Origin of the sequence: Bradyrhizobium sp. NBAIM01 (assembly GCF_020194115.1) — a bacterium.
Taxonomy (GTDB): Bacteria; Pseudomonadota; Alphaproteobacteria; order Rhizobiales; family Xanthobacteraceae; genus Bradyrhizobium; species Bradyrhizobium yuanmingense.
This window is the reverse complement of the sequence record NZ_JADYVU010000002.1, coordinates 281,682-303,745: the sequence shown is the minus strand read 5'-3', so window position 1 is coordinate 303,745 and position 22,064 is coordinate 281,682. Positions and strand designations below refer to the sequence as shown.

The window sequence follows — 22,064 nt, the reverse complement described above, 5'->3', positions numbered from 1 at the left end:
CCCGATGATGACAAAGGCTATCTGAATCCCTCGGCCACACGCGCAACTTTTCCTCCTGATTTCAGCTTTTTGCTGATGTCTTTTTTTGAATGCGGCATCAGACCCCCGAGCGCCGCCTCGATGTTCCTTACCATCGCTAAGAGACGCGGTCCAATGTCGTTGATCAAACGCTCTTCCGTGAAACGGAATGCGGGCGCGCCGCAATTGAATGCGTAAGGCCCGGTTCCGTCGTTGAGCTTGAGCGCGACGCCGGCGGCGCCGATGTCGTCGTGCCAATCGCCGACCGAAATCGCAAAGCCGTATTTCGCGACCGTCTCGCCGGAACGTTCCAAGCCCTCGCGCATCTTCGGCCAGCGGCTGCCGTAATGTTCGCGCAGGATGCGCGACACTTCGGCGCGACCTTCGTCATCGAGTGCCCAGAAATAGGCGCGGCCCATCGCACTGGTTGCAATCGGCACGCGCGAGCCGACGTCAAGTTGAACGCCGACGGTCTCGCTGCCGCGGCTCTGCCCGAAATAGATCATGCTGTGGCGGTCACGGCCGCCGACGGCGACGGCGCCGCCGGTCGCGCGCATCACCTCTTCGCGGAACGGCTCGGACAAATGCCGAACGCCCAGATTGGCCAGCGCCGCGTAGCCGAGCGACATCGCTGCCGGGGCGAGCTGGTACTTCTCGAAGCGAGGAACCGGCGTCAGATAGCCAAGCTTGGTCAGCGTGTAGGTCAGCCGCGACACGGTGGGCTTGGGCAGATTGGTGCGGGACGCAATCTCCTGATTGCCCAGCAGGCCGTCATTGGGTTGGAACGCGCGCAATACTTCCAGTCCGCGGGAAAGCGCGACGACGAAATTCCGATCGGTCGCGGTCTTCTTTCCTGTACGCTTCATCCCTGATCTGCTTCTTGCGCGGAGTCGTTGACAACGTCCGTGCTTCAAAATAACCCTGCCGTCAAGATGCGGAATTAAATTCCGCAATGCGAAATCGAATAAAAGTAAATCCCCACCAAGGAGGGACACCGTGAGCGAAGTGGTCAAGCTTGAGCGTCATGATGAAGTCGGGATCGTCACGGTCAACAGCCCGCCGGTCAATGCGCTGAGTGCCGCAGTCCGCGGCGGGATCCTCGAGTGCATCAAGGCCGCGATCGCCGATCCCGCCATCAAGGGCATCGTGCTGACCTGCGCCGGTCGCACCTTCATTGCCGGTGCCGACATCACCGAGTTCGGCAAGCCGCCGAAGCCGCCCGCGCTCAACGACGTGCTGTCCGAGATCGAAAACTCGCCCAAGCCGGTCGTTGCCGCGATCCACGGCACCGCGCTCGGCGGCGGCCTCGAGGTCGCGCTGGCCTGCCATTTCCGCGTCGCGGTGAAAGAGGCCAAGCTCGGCCTGCCCGAGGTGAAGCTCGGACTTCTGCCCGGCGCCGGTGGCACCCAGCGCCTGCCCCGTGCGGTGGGCCCGGAGCTTGCGGTCAAGATGATCGTCGGCGGCGACCCGATCGGGGCGGCGGAGGCGCTGAAGAACGGCCTGATCGAGGAGATCGTCGAGGGCCCGGCCTCCGGCGGCGAGGCTTTCGTGCGCAAGCTGCTCGCGGAGAAGCGCCCGCTGCGCCGCCTGCGCGACGACGATTCCAAGCTCGCAGCCGCCAAGGCCGACCGCTCGATCTTCACCAATGCGGTCGCGGCCATGACCAAGAAGTCGCGCGGCCTGGAGGCGCCGTTCGCCGCAGCCGACGCCGTCGGCTACGCCATCGACCTGCCGTTCGACGAAGGTCTGAAGAAGGAGCGCGAGGGCTTCCTCAAGCTCGTCGCCAGCGATCAGTCCAAGGCGCAGCGCTACGCCTTCTTCGCCGAGCGCGAGGCCAACAAGATCGCGGGCGTGCCTGAAGGCACCAAGCCGCGACCGGTGAACCGCGTCGCCATTCTCGGCGCCGGCACCATGGGCGGCGGCATCGCGATGTCCTTTGCCAATGCCGGCATTCCCGTCACCCTGATCGAGACCGGCGAGGAGCAGCTCAAGCGCGGCATGGGCGTAATGCAGAAGAACTGGGAAGCGACCGCCGCGCGCGGCGGCATCCCGGCCGATGCGCCCGCCAAGCGCATGGCGCTGATCGACGGCAAGGTCGGCATCGAGAATGTCGGCGATGCCGATCTCGTCATCGAGGCCGTGTTCGAGACCATGGCGGTGAAGAAGGAGGTGTTCGGCAAGCTCGACCAGTACGCCAAGCCGGGCGCGGTGCTCGCCTCCAACACCTCGTACCTGAACATCGATGAGATCGCGAAGTCGACCAAACGTCCGCAGGACGTGCTCGGCATGCACTTCTTCTCGCCGGCCAACGTCATGAAGCTGTGCGAGATCGTGCGTGCCGACAAGACCGCGCCGGATGCGCTGGTGACTGCAGTGACCATCGCGCGCAAGATCGCGAAGGTGCCGGCCGTGGTCGGCGTCTGCGACGGCTTCGTCGGCAACCGCATGCTGGCCCAGCGCGGCAAGCAGTCCGAGAAGCTGCTGTTCGAGGGCGCGCTGCCGCAGCAGGTCGATGCCGTCGTCACCAAGTTCGGCATGCCGATGGGGCCGTTCGCGATGAGCGATCTCGCCGGCCTCGACATCGGCTGGCGCTCGCGTAAGGACCGCGGCATCAAGTCGGAGATCGCGGACGCGCTGTGCGAGGCCGGCCGCTTCGGCCAGAAGACCGGCAAGGGCTATTACAAGTACGAGCAGGGTTCTCGTGCGCCGCTGCCCGACCCCGACGTCGAGAAGCTGATCGACGAGACCTTGCTGCGTCTCGGCCGCAAGAAGCGCGTCGTCAGCGACGAGGAGATCCTCGAGCGCATGATGTATCCGATGATCAACGAGGGCGCGAAGATCCTGGAAGAGGGCATCGCCGCGCGTCCCAGCGACATCGACGTGGTCTGGCTCTACGGCTATGGCTGGCCGATCTACCGTGGCGGCCCGATGTTCTGGGCCGACAGCGTCGGCCTCAAGCACATCGCCGAGCGCCTCGCCTTCTACGCTAAGGAGACCAACGATCCGAGCCTCGAGCCCGCCCCGCTGCTGAAGAAGCTCGCCGCGGAGGGCAAGACGTTTGCGTCGCTGGCTGCGGAGTCGAAAGCAGCGTGATCGGGGCTTCGTCCCAACCTTCGTCATTCCGGGATGCGCCGCAAGGCGCAGGCCCGGAATCCATAACCCCAGCTGGTGGTTATGGATTCCGGGCTCGCGACTTCGTCGCGCCCCGGAATGACGGTCTGTGTTAGTTGTTCGCTCGAGCAATCAGGAAAATGACCCATCCCGGCGAACAGTTTTATCCCGAGGGCGTGCGGTGGGACGACCCCATCGTCCAGGGCACGCTGCCGGACCTTCTCGCAAAGGCCGCCGCCGATTTCGGCCCGCGCACCGCGCTGGAATTCCGCGACCGGCCCATCAGCTACGCCGAGCTCGCAAGCTTGGCCGATCGCGCCGCCGCGGCGTTCCTGCGCGCTGGCATCGGCAGGAACAGCTCGGTCGCGCTGTTCCTCGGCAACACGCCCGATCATCCCGTCAGCTTCTTCGGCGCGCTGAAGGCCGGGGGCCGCGTCGCGCATCTGTCGCCGCTCGACGGCGAGATCGCGCTGACGCACAAGATCACCGATTCCGGCTCGCGCCTGCTCGTCACCTCCAACCTCCAGGCCCTGCTGCCGACCGCGCTGAAATTCCTCGACAAGGGCCTGATCGACAAGCTCGTGGTCTGCGAGGACGATCATTGGGGCAAGGTTGGCACGCCGCAGGCGGCGATCCCCGACGATCCCCGCATCGTCACGTTCAGGACCTTCGTCGAGGGCGCCACCGCGCCCACGCAATGGCCTGTCGTCGCGGCCGACGACGTCGCGCTGCTGCAATATACCGGCGGCACCACCGGCCTGCCGAAGGGCGCGATGCTCACGCACGGCAATCTCACCTCGGCGGTGTCGATCTACGACGTCTGGGGCAGGCCGGCCCGCGCCGCCCGCGGCGAGACAATCGAGCGCGTGATCTGCGTGCTGCCGCTGTTCCACATCTACGCGCTCACGGTGGTGCTGCTGTCCTCGCTCCGCCGCGGCAATCTGATCTCGCTGCATCAGCGCTTCGACGTCGAAGCCGTGATGCGCGACATCGAGGTCAAGCGTGCGACGTATTTCCCAGGCGTGCCGACGATGTGGATCGCGATCGCCGCGCTGCCCGATCTCGACAAACGCGACTTCTCCTCGCTGGTCACCATCGGCTCCGGCGGCGCGCCGCTGCCGGTGGAGATCGCCGGCTTCTTCGAGCGCAAGGTCGGCAAGAAGCTGAAGAGCGGCTGGGGCATGACCGAGACCTGCTCGCCCGGCACCGGCCATCCGCCCGAGGGCCCCGAGAAACCGGGCTCGATCGGCCTGACGCTGCCCGGCATCGAGCTCGACGTCGTCGCGCTCGACGATCCCAGGCGCGTACTGCCACCGGGCGAGATCGGCGAGATCCGCATCAAGGGCCCGAACGTCACCAAGGGCTACTGGAACAAGCCGGAGGGATCCACGGAAGCCTTCGTCGATGGCCGCTTTCTCACCGGCGACATCGGCTATGTCGATGCCGACGGCTACTTCTTCCTGGTCGACCGCAAGAAGGACATGATCATCTCCGGCGGTTTCAACGTCTATCCGCAGATGATCGAGCAGGCGATCTACACCATCCCGGGCGTGCACGAGGTGATCGTGCTCGGCATTCCCGATCCCTATCGCGGCGAAGCCGCCAAGGCCTTCATCAAGCTGAGGCCCGAGGCAAAGCCGTTCACGCTCGACGAGCTGCGCGCGCAGCTTGCCGGCAAGCTCGGCAGGCACGAATTGCCGGCCGCGGTCGAGTTCGTCGACGACCTGCCGCGGACGCCGGTCGGGAAATTGTCGCGCCACGAATTGCGCCAGCAGCAGAAACCGCTATCCGGGATTCGCGCTGCTGATGCCCCCGCAATGACGAAAATGAAGTAACGTTTCACAGGAGGATCCAATGGATCTCGCATTCACTAGAGAAGAGCAGGCGTTTCGCGACGAAGTCCGGCAGTTCTTCCGCGACAACGTGCCGCCGGATACGCGGCGCAAGCTGGTCGAGGGCCGTCACCTCTCCAAGGACGAGATGGTGACGTGGTGGCGCATCCTCAACAAGAAGGGCTGGGGCGTCAGCCATTGGCCGAAGGAATATGGCGGCACCGGCTGGACCAGCGTGCAGCACTACATCTTCAACGAGGAGCTGCAATCCTATCCGGCGCCGCAGCCGCTCGCCTTCGGCGTCAGCATGGTCGGCCCCGTCATCTACACCTTCGGCAACGAGGAGCAGAAGAAGAAGTACCTGCCGCGCATCGCCAATGTCGACGATTGGTGGTGCCAGGGCTTTTCGGAGCCCGGCTCCGGCTCCGACCTCGCCTCGCTCAAGACCAAGGCCGAGCGCCGTGGCGACAAATGGATCATCAACGGCCAGAAGACCTGGACCACGCTCGCCCAGCACGCCGACATGATCTTCTGCCTCTGCCGCACCGACAACAACGCCAAGAAGCAGATGGGCATCTCCTTCATCGTGTTCTCGATGAAGTCGAAGGGCGTCACCGTGCGCCCGATCCAGACCATCGACGGCGGCCGTGAGGTCAACGAGGTCTTCTTCGACGACGTCGAGGTTCCCTACGAGAACCTGATCGGCGAGGAGAACAAGGGTTGGGATTACGCCAAGTTCCTGCTCGGCAATGAGCGCACCGGCATCGCCCGCGTCGGCGTCTCCAAGGAGCGCATCCGCCGCATCAAGGATCTGGCCTCGAAGGTCGAATCCGCCGGCAAGCCGATCATCCAGGATCCCGCCTTCCGCGAGAAGCTGGCGGCCTGCGAGATCGAGCTGAAGGCGCTCGAGCTCACCCAGCTGCGCGTCGTCGCCGACGAAGGCAAGCACGGCAAGGGCAAGCCCAATCCGGCCTCCTCGGTGCTGAAGATCAAGGGCTCGGAGATCCAGCAGACCACCACCGAGCTTCTGATGGAAGTGATCGGCCCGTTCGCCGCGCCCTACGACGTGCACGGCGACGATGGCTCGAACGAAGCCATGGACTGGACCGCCCAGATCGCGCCGAGCTACTTCAACAACCGCAAGGTCTCGATCTACGGCGGCTCCAACGAGATCCAGCGCAACATCATCGCCAAGGCGGTGCTGGGGCTCTAGCAGTCATTCCGGGGCGCGCGTCAGCGCGAGCCCGGAATCCATAACCACGATCGGGAGTATGGATCCCGGGCTCGCGCGATGCGCGCCCCGGGATGACGAAGCCAGATAATTTCGGGTACGAGGAACCAAAGAAATGGATTTTGATCTGAACGAGGAGCAGCGGCTTCTCAAAGAAAGCATCGACGGCCTGCTGACCGATTCCTACGATTTCGAGCAGCGCAAGAAGTACATGGCGGAGAAGGGCGGCTGGAGCAAGACGGTCTGGCTCAAGCTCGCCGAGCAGGGCCTGCTCGGTCTGCCTTTCAGCGAGGCCGATGGCGGCTTCGGCGGCGGCGGCGTTGAGACCATGATCGTGATGGAAGCGCTCGGCAAGGCGCTGGTGCTGGAGCCGTATCTCGCCACCGTCGTGATCGGCGGCGGCTTCCTGCGTCATGCCGGCACCGATGCGCAGAAGGCCGCGCACGTGCCCGGCATCATCGACGGCAGCAAGACGCTGGCTTTCGCGCAGCTCGAGAAGAACTCGCGCTACGATCTGTTCGACGTCGTCACGACCGCGAAGAAGAAGGGCGATTCTTACGTGATCGACGGCGAGAAGTTCGTCGTGCTGAACGGCGAGAATGCGGATACCCTGATCGTCACCGCGCGCACCAAGGGCGACCGCCGCGACAAGTCAGGCATCGGCGTGTTCCTGGTCCCGGCCAACGCCAAGGGCGTCGCGAAAAAGTCCTATCCGACCCAGGACGGCCTGCACGCCGCCGACATCACCTTCACCGGTGTCGAGGTCGGTCCCGACGCCGTGCTCGGCAACCCCGAGGATTCGCTCGCGCTGATAGAGCGCGTGGTGGACGAAGCCCGCGTCGCGCTCTGCGCCGAGGCGGTCGGCCTGATGGACGAATCGCTCAAGACCACGGTCGAGTACATCAAGACCCGCAAGCAATTCGGCGTCGCGATCGGCTCGTTCCAGTCGCTGCAGCACCGCGCCTCCGACATGTTCGTCGCCACCGAGCAGGCGCGCTCGATGTCGATGTTCGCGACCATGGCGAACGACTTCGAGGACGCCAAGGAGCGCAGCAACGCGATCGCCGCGGCCAAGGTGCAGATCGGCAAGTCGCTGAAGTTCGTCGGCCAGCAGTCGATCCAGCTCCACGGCGGCATCGGCATGACCATGGAGGCCAAGATCGGCCACTACTTCAAGCGCCTCACCATGATCGAGAACACCTTCGGCGACACCGACTACCACCAGCGCCGCGTCGCCGACGCGGGCGGGTTGATCTGACCTGTCATCCCGGGGCGCGCGAAGCGCGAGCCCGGGATCCATCGGGCGGCAATACGTGCGGTGAAATGGATTCTCAGATGCGCAATTGCGCATAGTTCGCGCTATGCGCGCCCCGGAATGACCAGGAGGAGGCAACAACAATGAAGAACACCCCGTTCGATCTCACCGGCAAGGTCGCCGTGGTCACCGGCTCCAGCCGCGGCATCGGCCGCTCCTCCGCCGAGTTGCTCGCCAAGTTAGGCGCCAAGGTGGTTGTCTCCTCGCGCAAGGCCGACGCTTGCAAGGAAGTCGCCGACGGCATCAATGCCGCTGGCGGCGATGCCATCGTCATCCCCTGCAACATCGCGCGCAAGAACGAGGTCGAGGCGCTGATCGCGGGCGCGACGAAGCATTACGGCAAGATCGACATTCTCGTCTGCAATGCCGCCGTGAATCCCTATTACGGCCCGCTGCTCGACATATCAGATGAAGCCTTCGACAAGATCATGGGCTCGAACGTCAAGAGCAACATCTGGCTCTCCGCGCTCGCGATCCCGCAGATGGCGGAACGCGGCAAGGGCTCGGTGATCATCATCTCCTCGATCGGGGGCCTGCGCGGCTCCACCGTGATCGGCGCCTACGGCATCTCCAAGGCCGCCGACTTCGCGCTGTGCCGTTCGCTCGCCGGCGAATGGGGTCCGAAAGGCGTCCGCGTCAACTGCATCGCGCCCGGCCTCGTCAAGACCGACTTCGCCCGCGCGCTCTGGGAAGACGAAGCCAATCTGAAGCGCCGCACCGCCACCACGCCGCTCCGCCGCATCGGCGAACCCGACGAGATCGCCGGCGCCGTCGCCTACCTCGCCTCCGACGCCTCGAGCTTCATGACCGGCCAAACCATCGTCATCGACGGCGGCGTGACGACGGCGGCGGTGTAGCTCTCTCTTCCCCTCTCCCCTTGCGGGAGAGGGTGGCATAGGCGGCCTTCGGCCGCCGTTCTCAAGAACGCCGATGCTTCGCATCGGCTATGGCGAAGCGGCGAGACGGGTGAGGGGTATCCCTCCGCGTGTGACTCTTTTGCGGCTGTGTTCGCCGAAGCATACCCCTCATCCGGCGCCGTAGCCGAAGCCTTGCTTCGGCGTTCTTGAGAACGGCGGCCGACGGCCGCCTATGCCACCTTCTCCCACAAGGGGAGAAGGAAGGGCAGCGGCCCCCACTGATCCAAACCTTGACCTTGCCGCCCTAATCCGCTCCCTTTGGCGCGACACAATGACCCCTCCAGGGAAGACGCCCAAAGAAAACGCCAAGGTAAGCCGCCATGTCTTTCGTCCTCGCCATCGACCAGGGCACCACCTCCTCGCGCGCGATCGTGTTTCGCTCCGATATTTCCATTGCGGCGAAGGCGCAGGCCGAGTTTCCGCAGCACTTTCCGGCCTCCGGCTGGGTCGAGCACGAGCCGGAGGACATCTGGACCTCGACCGTGATGGTCTGCCGCGAGGCGATCGAGCACGCCGGCATCAGCGCAAAGGACATCGCCGCGATCGGCATCACCAACCAGCGCGAGACCACCGTGGTGTGGGACCGTGCGACAGGCCAGGCCGTGCACCGCGCCATCGTCTGGCAGGACCGTCGCACCGCCGACATCTGCGCCAAGCTGAAAGCCGACGGCCGCGAGCCCGTGATCTCTGAGAAGACCGGCCTGATCATCGATCCCTATTTCTCCGGAACCAAAGTCGCCTGGATCCTCGACCACGTTCCCGGTGCGCGGGCCCGCGCCGCGCGCGGCGAATTGATGTTCGGCACCATCGATTGCTATCTGCTCTGGCGCCTTACCGGCGGCAAGGTGCACGCCACCGACGCCACCAACGCCTCGCGCACGCTGCTGTTCAACATCCACACTGGCGCGTGGGACGACGAGCTCCTGGAGATCATCGGCGTGCCACGCTCGATGCTGCCCGAGGTGAAGGATTCCTCCGCCCGCTTCGGCGAGAGCACGCCGGACCTGTTCGGCGGCCCGATCGTCATCGCCGGCATCGCCGGCGACCAGCAGGCCGCCACCATCGGCCAGGCCTGCTTCCGCCCGGGCATGATGAAGTCGACCTACGGCACCGGTTGTTTCGCGCTGCTCAACACCGGCACCACGCCCGTCGTCTCCAAGAACAAGCTGCTCACCACCGTCGCCTATCAGCTCGATGGCAAACGCACCTACGCGCTGGAAGGCTCGATCTTCGTCGCCGGCTCCGCCGTGCAATGGCTGCGCGACGGCCTCGGCATCATCAAGCATGCCGCCGAAACCGGACCGCTTGCCGATCAGTCGGACTCCATGCAGAGCGTCTACCTGGTCCCCGCCTTCGTCGGCATGGGCGCGCCCTATTGGAATCCGCGCGTCCGCGGCGCGCTGTTCGGCCTCACCCGCAACACCGGCCCCGCCGAGCTCGCCCATGCCGCGCTGGAAAGCGTCTGCTACCAGACCTTCGATCTCTGGGCCGCAATGCGCGCGGACTGGCCGAGTTCGGAAACCGCAAGCGTCGTGCTCCGCGTCGACGGGGGCATGACCGCCTCCGACTGGACCATGCAGCGCCTCGCCGATCTCCTGGATGCGCCGGTCGACCGCCCGGTGATCCAGGAGACCACGGCGCTGGGCGCCGCCTACCTCGCTGGCCTCCAGGCGGGCGTTTATCCCGAGCCGACCAAGTTCGCCGACAATTGGCGCCTCGAGCACCGCTTCAAGCCCAACATGAGCCAGGCCACGCGCGAGCGGAAGCTCGCCGGCTGGGCGCGCGCGGTAAAGGGCGTGCTGGCGAGCGACGAGGGGGAGGGGTAGCGGCAAATGTCGTAGCCCGGATGGAGCGCAGCGTAATCCGGGTCCGCTGTCGATGGTGGCACAAATCCCGGATTGCGCTGCGCTCCATCCGGGCTACACCACCGCCTCTACACCGTCATTGCGAGGAGCTCTTGCGACGAAGCAATCCAGACTGCCTCTGCGGAAAGATCCTGGATTGCTTCGCTGCGCTCGCAATGACGGAGTGTGGCGCTGCTGTGGTGCCTCAAACGGCGCCGCCCGCTAACCGCTAACATAAGAAGAAACGAAGCATGATCGTCCCCGACGGCTATTCCGACGTCCCGAACGGCAAGATCGCCGCAATCGTCACCCATCTGGAGATGACTGCACCGCCCGCGCGCCGCGATGATCCGCCCGGCGCCTGGACCTTGCGCAAGGTCGATGCCCCCGCGCTTCCCTGGTACCGCGATCTCTTCCGCCGCGTCGGCGAGGGCTGGCTGTGGTTCTCGCGCGCGCGCATGACCGACGCCGAGCTCGCCGCGATCATCCATGCGCCTGGAATCGAGGTCTATGCCCTCGTCCTCGACGGTCGAGACGAAGGCCTGCTCGAGCTCGACTTCCGCGAGCCCGGCCAGTGCGAACTGACCTATTTCGGCGTCACCGCTCCCCTGATCGGCACCGGCGCCGCCCGCTTCCTGATGAACCGCGCGCTGGAGCGCGCCTGGTCGCGCGACGTCCGCCGCGTCTGGGTCCACACCTGCACGCTCGACCATCCCTCCGCCGTCGCGTTCTATCAACGCTCCGGCTTCCGCGCGTTTCGCCGCCAGATCGAAGTGGCGGATGATCCGCGGCTTGATGGCACGGCGCCGCGCGATGCAGCGCCGCATGTGCCGATCATCGAATAGTGCGCGACTGCCTCCTCGCCGTCATTGCGAGGAGCCCTTGCGACGAAGCAATCCAGAGTGTCCGCACGGAGAGATTCTGGATTGCTTCGCTGCGCTCGCAATGACGGGAGTCTGCGCTGCCGTTCTACGATCTCAAAACACCTCCTGCTTCCCCCGCGCCAGCGAAAACCCCCGCTGCATCGCGTTGAAGCACGTCAACCCCATCTGCTCCGACCGGCAGGTGAATCCCCCGCGCTGCCACACCTCGCCGTAGGCCAGCACCGGCAGCGAAGGGTCCATCACGGTGTCGCCGGCGCAAATGCGGCCAGCGGCGCCCTTCGCGCTCATCTCGAAGGCGTGGCCCCAGTCGAGCTCGCAATCGGCGGGCCGGCGCGGGCGCGCGTCCATGTTCATGATGTCGCAGCGGAGGACGCCCTGACCGTTGTCGGTGAAGAACTGGCAGGCGATGTTCTTCGACGGTGTCAGAAAGCCGATCGGGCGCTCCTGGGATTGGGCGGCGCCGATCATCGGCAGCAGGATCGCCATCAGGATCAGTCCGCGCCGTGCCGTCATGTCATTCCCGCTCAGCTCTCGAAATTCACCGCCGTCGTGTTTGCCCCGCAGACCAGAACTGCGACGCGCTCGGTAGGTGAGGGACGATAGCGGCCGGAGAGCACCGCGGCAAATGCAGCTGCGCCGCCGGGCTCGGCCACGAGGCGCAAGTGCGACCACAGCGCGGCCTGGGCCTGCCGGATCGCATCGTCGCTGACCAGAACGACGCGCTCGACATGGGCCCGCGCGACCGGAAACATCAGCTCGCCGACGCGCCGCGGCGCCAGGCTGTCGGCGGCGATGCCACCGGCCGGCGCATCGACCGGCGCGCCCGCCTCGAACGCTTTGTGAAGGGTCGGCGATTGCTCCGGCTCGACCGCGACGATGCGTGTCCGGCCGCCGTACCACGCCGCAATGCCGCCGATCAGCCCGCCGCCGCCGACCGCCACCAGCAGCGTGTCGATGCCGGGCGCATCCTGCTCAAGCTCCAGCCCGACGCTGCCCTGGCCGAGCAGGGTTTCGGCTTGATCGTAGGCATGGACGGCCAGCGCGCCGGTCTGCGCGACATGCGCCTCGCTCGCGGCGAGCGCATCGGCGTAGCGGCTGCCGGCGATCACGAGCTTTGCGCCATAGGTCCTGATCCGCTCGGCCTTGGCCGGCGAGGTGATGTCGGGCACGAAGATCGTGGCGGGAATGCCGAGCCGATGCGCGGCATAGGCAACGGCGGCGCCGTGATTGCCGCCGGACGCGGCGACCACACCGGCCTGCGGCACCTGCCGCAGCAGCAGATTGGCGAAGGCGCCGCGCGCCTTGAACGATCCGGAATGCTGCAGCATCTCGAGCTTGAACGTGACCGGCGCGGCCGGCAGGCCGAAATCGGCGAGGTCGGCCTGAACAAGCGGCGTGCGCCTGATATGCGGACGGATGACCGGCTCGGTCGCCGCGATCCGCTCCCGTGTGATGTCCATTGTCGCTGTCGCGATGCCGTCCAGGATAACCCAAGTGAGAGTTGACATCAATTAGGTAATTAGCAAAATGGCTAAATGAAATTTGCCGTCGCCCTGCGCGCGCTCGCCAACGAACGCCGCCTGCAGATCCTGGAATGGCTGCGGGATCCGCGGAAGCATTTTCGCGAGCAGGAAGACGGCGACCTGGTCGAGGACGGCGTCTGCGGATTGCTGATCGCCGAAAAGCTCGGGGTCAGCGCGCCGACATTGAGCGAGCACATGCGGGTGCTGACGGCAGCCAAGCTGGTGCGCGCCAAGCGGATCAAGCAGTGGACGATGTACAAGCGCAACGAGACCGCCATTGCCGCGATCAAGCGCTCGATCCAGGACGGCCTTTGAGCGCAAGGCGGTCGCGGGTCGTTGCAGCCGGCGCAATGCTCCGTTTCCGAGATATTTGTTGCGCCGCGCCGAGCTGGTCGTGGAGACTGATCGGCCCTGTCGTGTTCAATGATCGAGAAGAGCGAGAACCATGTTCCTGATCGGCCAATATGATTCCCCCTTCGTCCGCCGCGTCGCGATTGCGCTGCGGCTCTACGGGCTCGCCTTCGAGCACAGGCCATGGTCGACCTTCGGCGATGCCGACAAGATCGCGCCGTACAATCCGCTCCGCCGCGTGCCGACGCTGGTGCTCGACGACGGCGAGGCCCTGATCGAGAGCATGATCATCCTCGATTATCTCGATGACCTCGTCGGCGCGGACAAGGCCATGCTGCCGCGCGGCGGCATCGAGCGGCGCAGGCATTTGCGCATCTGCGCGCTCGCCTCCGGTCTCGGCGACAAGGCGGTGAGCCTGCTCTACGAGCGCGTGCTGCGGAAGGAGCAGCTCGCGCTGTGGGTCAAGCGTTGCCAGGCGCAGATCGCGGACGTGCTGAAAGTGCTCGAGGCCGAGCGCGCCAGGGTGACGACGCCATACTGGCTGGGCGACCGCATCGGCCACGCAGACGTTGCCGTCGCCTGCGTCGTCCGCTTCACCAGCGAAGCGCATCCGCAGCTGTTCGATGCCGCGCGCTATCCGGCGCTCGCGGCCCATAGCGAGCGCTGCGAGGCGCTGGCCCCGTTCAACGAGATCGCGCAGCCGCTGGCCCCGCCAAAGGGGTGAAGCGCTCTGTCATTCCGGGGCGCGCGAAGCGCGAGCCCGGAATCCATCGTGCAGCGGATGATGTGGAGCAATGGATTCCGGGCTCGCGCCAAGAGGCGCGCCCCGGAATGACAGCGCGGGGCCTGGCGAGAGTATCGGACGGCCACCGCAGTCGATGATGCAATAATACCCCTGTTTTGCCCGACGCCGCAACCGTGTTTTCGGCAAGTCAGAAAACGCCAAGCCTTTTCAACCCCATCGCTACTGTGCATGGGGTTGTTTTTCACGTTTGTGTTTCGGCGGCGTCTACCCCGCGCCGGCGCGCTTCTTCTGCCAGACCAAGTGCACCGCGCAGGTGCAGCCCGGCGGATGCGAGGCGAGGTCTTTCGGCATTTCGTCGTTCGCCGGCGTGGCGGCGAAGGGCTTGTCCTGCGACGGGATGTAGTTCAGCACCGGCGCGAGCCAGCGCTCGGCTTCGGCCACGCTCATGCCCTTGCGCGCGGCGTAGTCCTCGACCTGGTCGCGCTCGATCTTGCCGACGCCGAAATAATAGCTTTCGGGGCTGGCAAAATAGAGCCCGGAGACGGACGAGCCCGGCCACATCGCAAAGCTCTCCGTCAGCTTCACCCCGGCGGTGGCTTCCGCGTCGAGCAGCTCGAACAGCGTCGCCTTCTCGGTATGATCGGGCTGCGCGGGATAGCCGGGCGCGGGGCGGATTCCGGAGTACTTCTCCAGGATCAGCTCCTCGTTGGAGAGCGCCTCATCCGGTGCATAGGCCCAGAACTCGCGGCGGACGCGGGCGTGCATGCGTTCGGCAAAGGCCTCGGCGAGGCGGTCGGCCAGCGCCTTGCACAGGATCGAGGAATAGTCGTCGTTCGCCATCTTGAAGCGGTCGGCGACCGCGTCTTCGCCGATCCCTGCGGTGACGACGAAGCCGCCGATGTAATCGGGCACGCCGGCAGGCGCGATGAAGTCGGAGAGCGCAGCGTTGAAGCGGCCCTCGCGCTTCTCCAGTTGCTGACGCAGCGTATGCAGCGTCGCGATGCTCTTGGTCCTGTTATCGTCGGCATAGAGCACGATGTCGTCGCCTTGCGCATTGGCCGGCCAGAAGCCGATCGTCGCGCGCGCCCTGAACCACTTCTCCTTGACGATGGTGTCGAGCATCTTGCGCGCATCGTCATAGAGCGAACGCGCGACCTCGCCGACCTTGGCGTCGTCGAGGATGGCGGGGAAGCGTCCGGCGAGCTCCCAGGTCTGGAAGAACGGCGTCCAGTCGATGTAAGGCACGAGCTCGGCGAGATCGTAATCGTCGAAGCTCTTGATGCCGAGGAAGGTCGGCTTCACGGGCTTGCTCTTGGCAAAATCGACTGGCACGCGGTTGGCACGCGCGTCAGCCAGCTTCAGCCGCTTCTTGTCGGCCTGTGCGCGCAGATGCGCCTCCGAGATCTTGGCGTATTCGGCCCGCACCTCGGCCGCATAGGCCTCGCGCTTCTCCGGCGAGAGCAGCGCGGAGGCGACGCCGACCGCGCGGCTGGCGTCGTTGACATGCACGACCGGACCGGCGCGATAGCTCGGGTCGATCTTGACGGCCGTATGCACGCGGCTGGTGGTGGCGCCGCCGATCAGGAGCGGCAGCCTCAAGCCTTCGCGCTGCAACTCGCCGGCGAAGAACGCCATCTCGTCGAGCGAGGGCGTGATCAGGCCTGACAGGCCGACGATGTCAGCCTTCTCGGCCTTCACGGTCTCGACGATCTTCGCCGCCGGCACCATCACGCCGAGGTCGATGACCTCGAAATTGTTGCACTGGAGCACGATGCCGACGATGTTCTTGCCGATGTCGTGGACGTCGCCCTTCACCGTCGCGAGCACGATCTTGCCGGCGGACGAGGAGCCCTCAGTGCCGATGCCGCTCGCAAGGTTGCGCGCCTTCTCCTCCTCCATGAACGGCATGAGGTAAGCGACGGCCTGCTTCATGACGCGGGCGGACTTCACCACCTGCGGCAGGAACATCTTGCCGTCGCCGAAGAGATCGCCGACCACGTTCATGCCGGCCATCAGCGGGCCCTCGATGACGTCGAGCGGGCGCGAGGATTTCTTGCGGGCTTCTTCAGTGTCCTGCTCGATGAACTCGGTGATGCCATGCACCAGCGAATGCGACAGCCGCTTCTCCACCGGCCATTCGCGCCAGGCGAGATCGGCTTCCTTGCTTTCCGTCTTCTTGCCGCGGAATTTCTCGGCGAGCGCGAGCAGCCGCTCGGAGGCGCCCGGATCGCGGTTGAGGACGACGTCCTCGCACACTTGCCGCAGCTCGGGATCGATGTCGTCATAGACGATCATCTGTCCGGCATTGACGATGCCCATGTCCATCCCGGCCTTGATGGCGTGATACAGGAACACCGAGTGCATCGCCTCGCGCACGGGCTCGTTGCCGCGGAACGAGAACGACAAATTGGAGACGCCGCCCGAGACATGCGCGCCCGGCAGGTTCTGGCGGATCCAGCGCGTCGCCTCGATGAAGTCGACGCCGTAATTGTTGTGCTCCTCGAGGCCGGTCGCGATCGCGAAGATGTTCGGATCGAAGATGATGTCTTCCGGCGGGAAGCCGACCTTGTTCACCAGGATGTCGTAGGCGCGCTTGCAGATCTCGGTCTTGCGCGCGAACGTGTCGGCCTGGCCGACCTCGTCGAACGCCATCACGACAACGGCCGCGCCGTGGCGACGGGCGATCTTGGCCTCAAGGATGAACTTCTCCTCGCCTTCCTTCATCGAGATCGAGTTGACGACCGGCTTGCCCTGCACGCATTTCAGGCCGGCCTCGATCACCGAGAATTTCGAGGAATCGACCATCACAGGCACGCGCGCGATGTCGGGCTCGGCGGCGACGAGGTTGAGGAAGGTCACCATCGCCGCTTCGGAATCGAGCAGGCCCTCGTCCATGTTGACGTCGATGATCTGGGCCCCGTTCTCGACCTGGTCGCGCGCGACCTGCAGCGCGGCGGTGTAATCGCCTGATGTGATCAGCTTGCGGAAGCGGGCCGAGCCCGTGACGTTGGTGCGCTCGCCGACATTGACGAAGGGAATCGCGTCCGTCAGCACGAACGGCTCGAGGCCGGAGAGTCGCAGGCGCGGGGTGATCTCCGGCACGATGCGCGGCTTGTGCGGCGCCACTGCCGCAGCAATCGCCGCGATATGGTCCGGGGTCGTACCGCAGCAGCCGCCGACGATGTTGACGAGGCCGTCGCGCGCGAACTCGCCGATCAGCCGCGCCATGTATTCGGGCGTCTCGTCATACTGGCCAAACTCGTTGGGCAGGCCGGCATTGGGATAGGCGCACACGAGCGTGTCGGCGACGCGGCCGATATCGGCGATATGCGCGCGCAGGTCTTCGGCGCCGAGCGCGCAATTGAAGCCGATGGTAACGGGCTTGGCGTGCCGCACCGAATTCCAGAACGCTTCCGGCATCTGGCCCGACAGCAGGCGGCCGGACTTGTCGGTGATGGTGCCCGACACCATCACGGGAACGTCGATGCCGAGCTCCTCGGTGATCTCGGCGATCGCATAGAGCGCCGCCTTGGCGTTCAGCGTGTCGAAGATGGTCTCGACCAGCAGGAGGTCGACGCCGCCGTCGATCAGGCCGCGGATCTGCTCGCCATAGGATGTGCGCAGATCGTCGAAGGTGACGGCGCGGTAGCCGGGATTGGACACGTCGGGCGAGATCGAGGCGGTGCGGTTCGTCGGCCCGATGGCGCCGGCGACGAAGCGCGGCTTGCCGTCCTCGGCTTCGACACGCCGGGCGGCATTGCCGGCGAGGCGGGCGCCTTCGCGCGCCATCTCGTAGACGATGTCGGTGAGGTCGTAATCGGCCTGCGCGATCGAGGTCGTCGAGAACGTGTTGGTCGCGACGATGTCGGCGCCGGCGCGCAAATAGGCGGCGTGGATGTCCTCGATCGCCTGCGGCTGCGTCAGGATCAACAAATCGTTGTTGCCGCGCAGATCGCGATGGAAGTTCTTGAAGCGCTCGCCGCGGAAGGCTTTCTCGTCGAGCTGCAGATTCTGGATCATCGTGCCCATGGCGCCGTCGAGCACCAGGATGCGCTCGCGCGCAGCGTTCAGCAGGGCAGTTCGCTTCGGAGAGACGGTCACGGTCATTTTCTCTTACGCCGCCTTCTGCGCGCTCTTGGCGCGAATGCCGAGCAAATGGCTGATCGCGAACACGAGATCGGCGCGGTTCATGGTGTAGAAATGGAAGGTGTCGACGCCGTGCTTGGCGAGCTTCTGCACCTGGCCGGCCGCAACGGTCGCGGCCACCAGCTTGCGCGTCTCGGCATCGTCATCGAGGCCCTCGAACTTCGCCGCGAACCAGTCGGGCACCGTGGTGCCGGCGCGGGTCACGAAATTGCGCGCCTGCTTGAAATTGTGCATGGGCATGATGCCCGGCACGATCGGGATGTCGATGCCGCGCGCACGCACGCGGTCGAGATAGCGGAAGTAGAGATCGTTGTCGAAGAACACCTGCGTGATCGCGCGTGTCGCGCCGGCGTCGACCTTGGCCTTAAGCGTGTCGATATCGGCATCGAAGTCGCGCGCTTCGGGGTGCTTCTCGGGATAGGCGGAAACGGAGATTTCGATATCGCGGTGCCGCTTCTTGATCCCGGCGACCAGTTCGGCCGAGCTCTGATAGCCCTCGGGATGGCTCGAATAGGGCGTGCCGATGCCGCCGACGGGATCGCCGCGCAAGGCCACGATGTGGCGGACGCCGACCTCGTGATAGCGGTCGACGATCTCGTCGATCTCGCCGCGCGAAGCGCCGACGCAGGTCAGATGCGCCGCCGGCAGCAGCGCGGTCTCTTTCAGGATGCGCGTGATGGTCGAATGGGTGCGCTCGCGGGTCGAGCCGCCGGCGCCATAGGTCACCGAGACGAATTTCGGCTCGAGCGGGGCCAGCCGGTTGATGGTCTCCCAGAGATTGCGCTCCATCTCTTCCGTCTTCGGCGGAAAGAACTCGAAGGAGATCGCGGGCCGCTTCAGGTGCCTGTCCTGCCGGTCGGCTGTCGCAGGCGTCGTCAGGTCAGTCATGGCGCCACTCACTCCAATGTCAGGCCGGCAATCGGGGTCTAGCCTCGGAGAGCTAAAATACGGCAAAGGCCCCTTGATCGACAGCCCATCATGCATGGGAAGTTGCCCATTCAGGTGCAGTTCGACGGGTCATTCTTGCGAATCATGTTTTGGGTGGGAAGCGCGCTGCATGACATAATTTGTTGAATTTTCAGATATTATCTCTCGTGAGCCATCTTTTATGAACGATTTTCCTGGTGGGCAGATCAGAATCGTCTGCAAAGTAGCAGCGGTTGTCCCAACTCCAGCCGCTGGCGTGCCAGCCCGTCCGTACACGTCAGGCCTGCGCAGCCTGCCCATTGTCGCCGCGACCGCCTCCATTACGTTAAGCCGCCATGATCCCGCTCTCCGTCCTCGACCTCTCCGTCGTCACATCAGGCACCAAGCCCGCCGCGGCGCTGCGCAACAGCATCGATTTGGCGCGTCACGTCGATGGCCTCGGCTATGTCCGCTACTGGCTCGCCGAGCATCACAATCTTGCCTCCGTCGCGAGCCCCGCGCCCGACCTGATGATCGGCCAGATCGCGGCGGTGACGAAGCACCTCCGCGTCGGTTCCGGCGGGGTGATGCTGCCCAACCATGCGCCGCTGGTCGTCGCTGAGCGCTTCAAGATGCTGGAGGCGCTATTTCCGGGCCGGATCGATCTCGGTCTCGGCCGCGCGCCGGGCACCGATGGTGCGACGGCTTACGCGCTCAGGAGCCGGCTCGACCGCCGCGAGGGCGACGATTTCCTGGAGCGGCTGCACGAGTTGATCCTGTGGGAGACGCGCGAATTCCCCGCGGGGCACCCCTACAACAACGTCGTCGCAATGCCCGACGACACCAGACTGCCGCCTATCTGGCTGCTCGGCTCCAGCGATTATTCCTCGGAGCTGGCCGCCCAGGTCGGCATGGGCTTCGCCTTCGCCCATCATTTCGCGTCCCACGACGCGATCGATGCAATGGTGCATTACCGCAATCGTTTTCAGCCCTCGGCCTGGCGTGCGAGCCCGCATGCCATTCTCGCGGTCGCCGTTATCGCGGCCGATACCGACGAGGAGGCCGAAAGGCTTGCCTCGTCCTTCGACCTCAATCGCCTTCGCCGCGACCGCGGCCAATATCTACCGCTGCCGAGCGTCGAGGAGGCGATGGCCTATCCATATACGGACGCCGAGCGCACCTCGATCCTGCGCAACCGCTCGCGCCTGTTCGTCGGCAGTCCCGCGACGGTGCAGAAGAAGCTGCAGCCGCTGATCTACGCGAGCAAGCCGGACGAGCTGATGGTGATCACGGCGGTGTATGATCACGAGGCGCGAAAGAAGTCGTACTCGCTGCTGGCGGAGACGTTCGGGCTGGCGGCCGGGTAGCTTACCCTCCAGGGGAGGTGAGGGATCAATCCTGCACCTCGCTGAACGTGGCGCGGAACGGATGGCCCGGATAGACGCCGACGATGCGGAATTCGCGCGAGAAGAATTTCAGCTCCTCGATGGCGAAGGCGAGGCCCTTGTCATCGGGATGGCCGTCGACGTCGGCATAGAACTGCGTGGCGAAGAAATTGCCGTCGACCATGTAGCTCTCGAGCTTGGTCATGTTGACGCCATTGGTGGCGAAGCCGCCGAGCGCCTTGTAGAGCGCCGCCGGCAAATTGCGCACCCGGAACACAAAAGTCGTGACGAGCGGCCCGGTGCCTTGGGGCGCCCATTTCGGCTCGCGCGCCAGCACCACGAAGCGAGTGGTGTTGTGGGCCTCGTCCTCGATGTCCTCGGCGAGGATGTCGAGACCGTAGATCTTTGCAGCAAGGCGCGAGGCGATCGCGGCCACCGTCTTGTCCTTGCGCTCCGAGATGTCGCGGGCGCTGCCGGCGGTATCGGCATGCACGATCGGCTTGATGCCGAGCTTGCGGATGATGCGCCGGCACTGGCCGAGCGCATGCACATGGCTCTCGACGCTCTTGATGTCTTCGAGCTTGGTGCCCTTCACGGCCATCAGCTGATGCCGGACCGGCAGAAACCATTCGCCGACGATGAAGAGGCCGGACGCCGGCAGGAGGTGATGGATGTCGGCGACGCGGCCGGCGACCGAATTCTCGATCGGGATCATGCCGAGATCGGCCTCGCCCGACGAGATCGCCGACAGCGCGTCTTCGAATGTGGCGCAGGGCATCGGTTCGGCGTCGGGATAGGCCTCGACGATGGCGATGTGGGAATTGGCGCCAGGCTCGCCCTGGAATGCGATCTTCATCTTGCTCATGCTCGGCCTTGTAGCAGCGGCTCAGGATTTGGAAAGGATGCTGCGCGCGGTCTCGAGGTCCGCCGGCGTATCGACCCCGCGGGGCACGGTGTCGACGATGGTGAAATCGATGCGCATTCCGGCCTCAAGCGCCCGGAGCTGCTCGAGCTTCTCCTGCAATTCCAGCGGAGACGGCGGAAGAGAGACGTAGCGCTCCAGCGCGGCGCGGCGAAAGGCATAGAGGCCGATATGGTGGTAACGCGGTCCGTCGCCGGTCGGGGCGGTCGCGCGGGTGAAATAAAGTGCGCGCATCCGCCTGCCGCCAACCGAGGTTCCGATCGCCTTCACCACGCTTGGGGCGAGATCCTCTTCCTCGGTGTGGATCCGCGAGGCCAGCGTCGCGATGTCCACGGCCGGGTCTTGCAGCGGCGGCAGCACCTCGCGGATGTTGTCGATCGTGATGGTCGGGAAATCCCCCTGGACATTGACCACGATCTCGGCCTTGCCCTCGGGATCGAGCTTCTGCATGGCCTCGTGGATACGGTCCGAGCCGGAGGGGTGGTCGCCGCGGGTCATCACGGCCTCGCCGCCATGGGCGGTCACGACCGATGCGATCTCGTCGGTGTCGGTGGCCACCGCGACCCTGCCGATTGCGGCGGCCTCGGCACGGCGCAGCACATGCACGATCATCGGCAATCCCGCGATATCGGCGAGCGGCTTGCCGGGCAGGCGGGTGGCGGCCATGCGAGCCGGGATCAGCACCAGGATGCGGGGATCGATCATCGGGTTCAAAGGTCTGAGGTCAAGAGCCTGAAAACGGAGCGTTTTCCGCACCGGGACATGGGATGGGGACGGGCCTGAAGCCGGGTCGCTTATACGGGTTGCCAGACCCCGGGCAAACCGATATCTCAATGGCAAAACTCGGGGAAACAATAAGGAACGTTTGATTCTCCGAGGCTCGTCCTGCGGCCATCCGGGCCGCTGTTTCCTTCTTGCGGTGGGGCCTGGCCGG

The 22,064-nt window shown here is 65.3% G+C and carries 17 protein-coding genes; 10 read left to right on the top strand and 7 right to left on the bottom strand.

Annotated features, from left to right (window positions below):
• Window positions 1–17: 17 nt before the first annotated feature.
• The gene (locus I6F31_RS07780; protein WP_035997958.1) at window positions 18–884 is read right to left on the bottom strand and encodes an IclR family transcriptional regulator; all 867 of its coding nucleotides are present in this window, start codon (window positions 882–884) and stop codon (window positions 18–20) included.
• Window positions 885–1,014: 130 nt separating this feature from the next.
• Here I6F31_RS07780 and I6F31_RS07775 point away from each other — a divergent pair, with 130 nt between their 5' ends.
• The 7 genes from I6F31_RS07775 (at window position 1,015) to I6F31_RS07745 (ending at window position 11,113) form a co-directional block, all read left to right on the top strand.
• On the top strand, window positions 1,015–3,111 hold the full coding sequence (locus tag I6F31_RS07775; protein ID WP_225185218.1) for a 3-hydroxyacyl-CoA dehydrogenase NAD-binding domain-containing protein: 2,097 nt from the start codon (window positions 1,015–1,017) through the stop codon (window positions 3,109–3,111).
• 158 nt (window positions 3,112–3,269) lie between these two features.
• Window positions 3,270–4,964 carry a dicarboxylate--CoA ligase PimA gene (gene pimA / locus I6F31_RS07770; protein WP_225185217.1) on the top strand — a complete coding sequence of 565 codons (1,695 nt, stop codon included), beginning with the start codon at window positions 3,270–3,272 and terminating at the stop codon, window positions 4,962–4,964.
• A gap of 19 nt (window positions 4,965–4,983) precedes the next feature.
• Window positions 4,984–6,174, top strand: coding sequence for a pimeloyl-CoA dehydrogenase large subunit (gene pimC / locus I6F31_RS07765; RefSeq protein WP_035997966.1), 1,191 nt, complete (start codon window positions 4,984–4,986; stop codon window positions 6,172–6,174).
• A gap of 133 nt (window positions 6,175–6,307) precedes the next feature.
• Window positions 6,308–7,450: a pimeloyl-CoA dehydrogenase small subunit gene (gene pimD / locus I6F31_RS07760; RefSeq protein ID WP_225185216.1), complete on the top strand. Its 1,143-nt coding sequence runs from the start codon at window positions 6,308–6,310 to the stop codon at window positions 7,448–7,450.
• 140 nt (window positions 7,451–7,590) lie between these two features.
• Window positions 7,591–8,364 carry an SDR family oxidoreductase gene (locus I6F31_RS07755; RefSeq protein WP_225185215.1) on the top strand — a complete coding sequence of 258 codons (774 nt, stop codon included), beginning with the start codon at window positions 7,591–7,593 and terminating at the stop codon, window positions 8,362–8,364.
• A 380-nt stretch (window positions 8,365–8,744) separates the two neighbouring features.
• Window positions 8,745–10,250 carry a glycerol kinase GlpK gene (gene glpK / locus I6F31_RS07750; RefSeq protein WP_225185214.1) on the top strand — a complete coding sequence of 502 codons (1,506 nt, stop codon included), beginning with the start codon at window positions 8,745–8,747 and terminating at the stop codon, window positions 10,248–10,250.
• A gap of 269 nt (window positions 10,251–10,519) precedes the next feature.
• Window positions 10,520–11,113, top strand: coding sequence for a GNAT family N-acetyltransferase (locus tag I6F31_RS07745; RefSeq protein ID WP_225185213.1), 594 nt, complete (start codon window positions 10,520–10,522; stop codon window positions 11,111–11,113).
• A gap of 132 nt (window positions 11,114–11,245) precedes the next feature.
• On the opposite strand, the gene I6F31_RS07740 is transcribed toward I6F31_RS07745, so the two are convergent.
• Both I6F31_RS07740 and I6F31_RS07735 read right to left on the bottom strand, forming a co-directional pair.
• Window positions 11,246–11,638, bottom strand: a complete 393-nt coding sequence (locus I6F31_RS07740) for a DUF6636 domain-containing protein (protein ID WP_225141043.1) — start codon at window positions 11,636–11,638, stop codon at window positions 11,246–11,248.
• A 38-nt stretch (window positions 11,639–11,676) separates the two neighbouring features.
• The gene (locus I6F31_RS07735; protein ID WP_225185212.1) at window positions 11,677–12,660 is read right to left on the bottom strand and encodes a threonine/serine dehydratase; all 984 of its coding nucleotides are present in this window, start codon (window positions 12,658–12,660) and stop codon (window positions 11,677–11,679) included.
• 27 nt (window positions 12,661–12,687) lie between these two features.
• Between I6F31_RS07735 and I6F31_RS07730 the strand changes: the two genes are divergently transcribed.
• Entirely contained in the window at window positions 12,688–12,990 is a 303-nt protein-coding gene (locus I6F31_RS07730; RefSeq protein ID WP_036021541.1) for a helix-turn-helix domain-containing protein, read from the top strand.
• Window positions 12,991–13,120: 130 nt separating this feature from the next.
• Entirely contained in the window at window positions 13,121–13,750 is a 630-nt protein-coding gene (locus I6F31_RS07725) for a glutathione S-transferase family protein (RefSeq protein ID WP_225185211.1), read from the top strand.
• Window positions 13,751–14,035: 285 nt separating this feature from the next.
• Here I6F31_RS07725 and metH read toward each other — a convergent pair whose 3' ends face one another.
• Window positions 14,036–17,878: a methionine synthase gene (metH, locus tag I6F31_RS07720; RefSeq protein WP_225185210.1), complete on the bottom strand. Its 3,843-nt coding sequence runs from the start codon at window positions 17,876–17,878 to the stop codon at window positions 14,036–14,038.
• A gap of 6 nt (window positions 17,879–17,884) precedes the next feature.
• On the bottom strand, window positions 17,885–18,805 hold the full coding sequence (gene metF / locus I6F31_RS07715; protein ID WP_225185209.1) for a methylenetetrahydrofolate reductase [NAD(P)H]: 921 nt from the start codon (window positions 18,803–18,805) through the stop codon (window positions 17,885–17,887).
• A gap of 374 nt (window positions 18,806–19,179) precedes the next feature.
• On the opposite strand from metF, the gene I6F31_RS07710 reads away from it, so the two are divergent.
• Window positions 19,180–20,190, top strand: coding sequence for an LLM class flavin-dependent oxidoreductase (locus I6F31_RS07710; RefSeq protein WP_225185208.1), 1,011 nt, complete (start codon window positions 19,180–19,182; stop codon window positions 20,188–20,190).
• A gap of 25 nt (window positions 20,191–20,215) precedes the next feature.
• On the opposite strand, the gene I6F31_RS07705 is transcribed toward I6F31_RS07710, so the two are convergent.
• Both I6F31_RS07705 and I6F31_RS07700 read right to left on the bottom strand, forming a co-directional pair.
• Complete coding sequence (locus tag I6F31_RS07705) at window positions 20,216–21,073, bottom strand: prephenate dehydratase (protein ID WP_035998021.1); 858 nt, start codon at window positions 21,071–21,073, stop codon at window positions 20,216–20,218.
• Window positions 21,074–21,094: 21 nt separating this feature from the next.
• A complete protein-coding gene (locus I6F31_RS07700) occupies window positions 21,095–21,835 on the bottom strand; it encodes a 3-deoxy-manno-octulosonate cytidylyltransferase (RefSeq protein ID WP_035998024.1) in 741 nt (246 codons plus the stop codon).
• Between the last annotated feature and the right edge of the window lie 229 nt (window positions 21,836–22,064).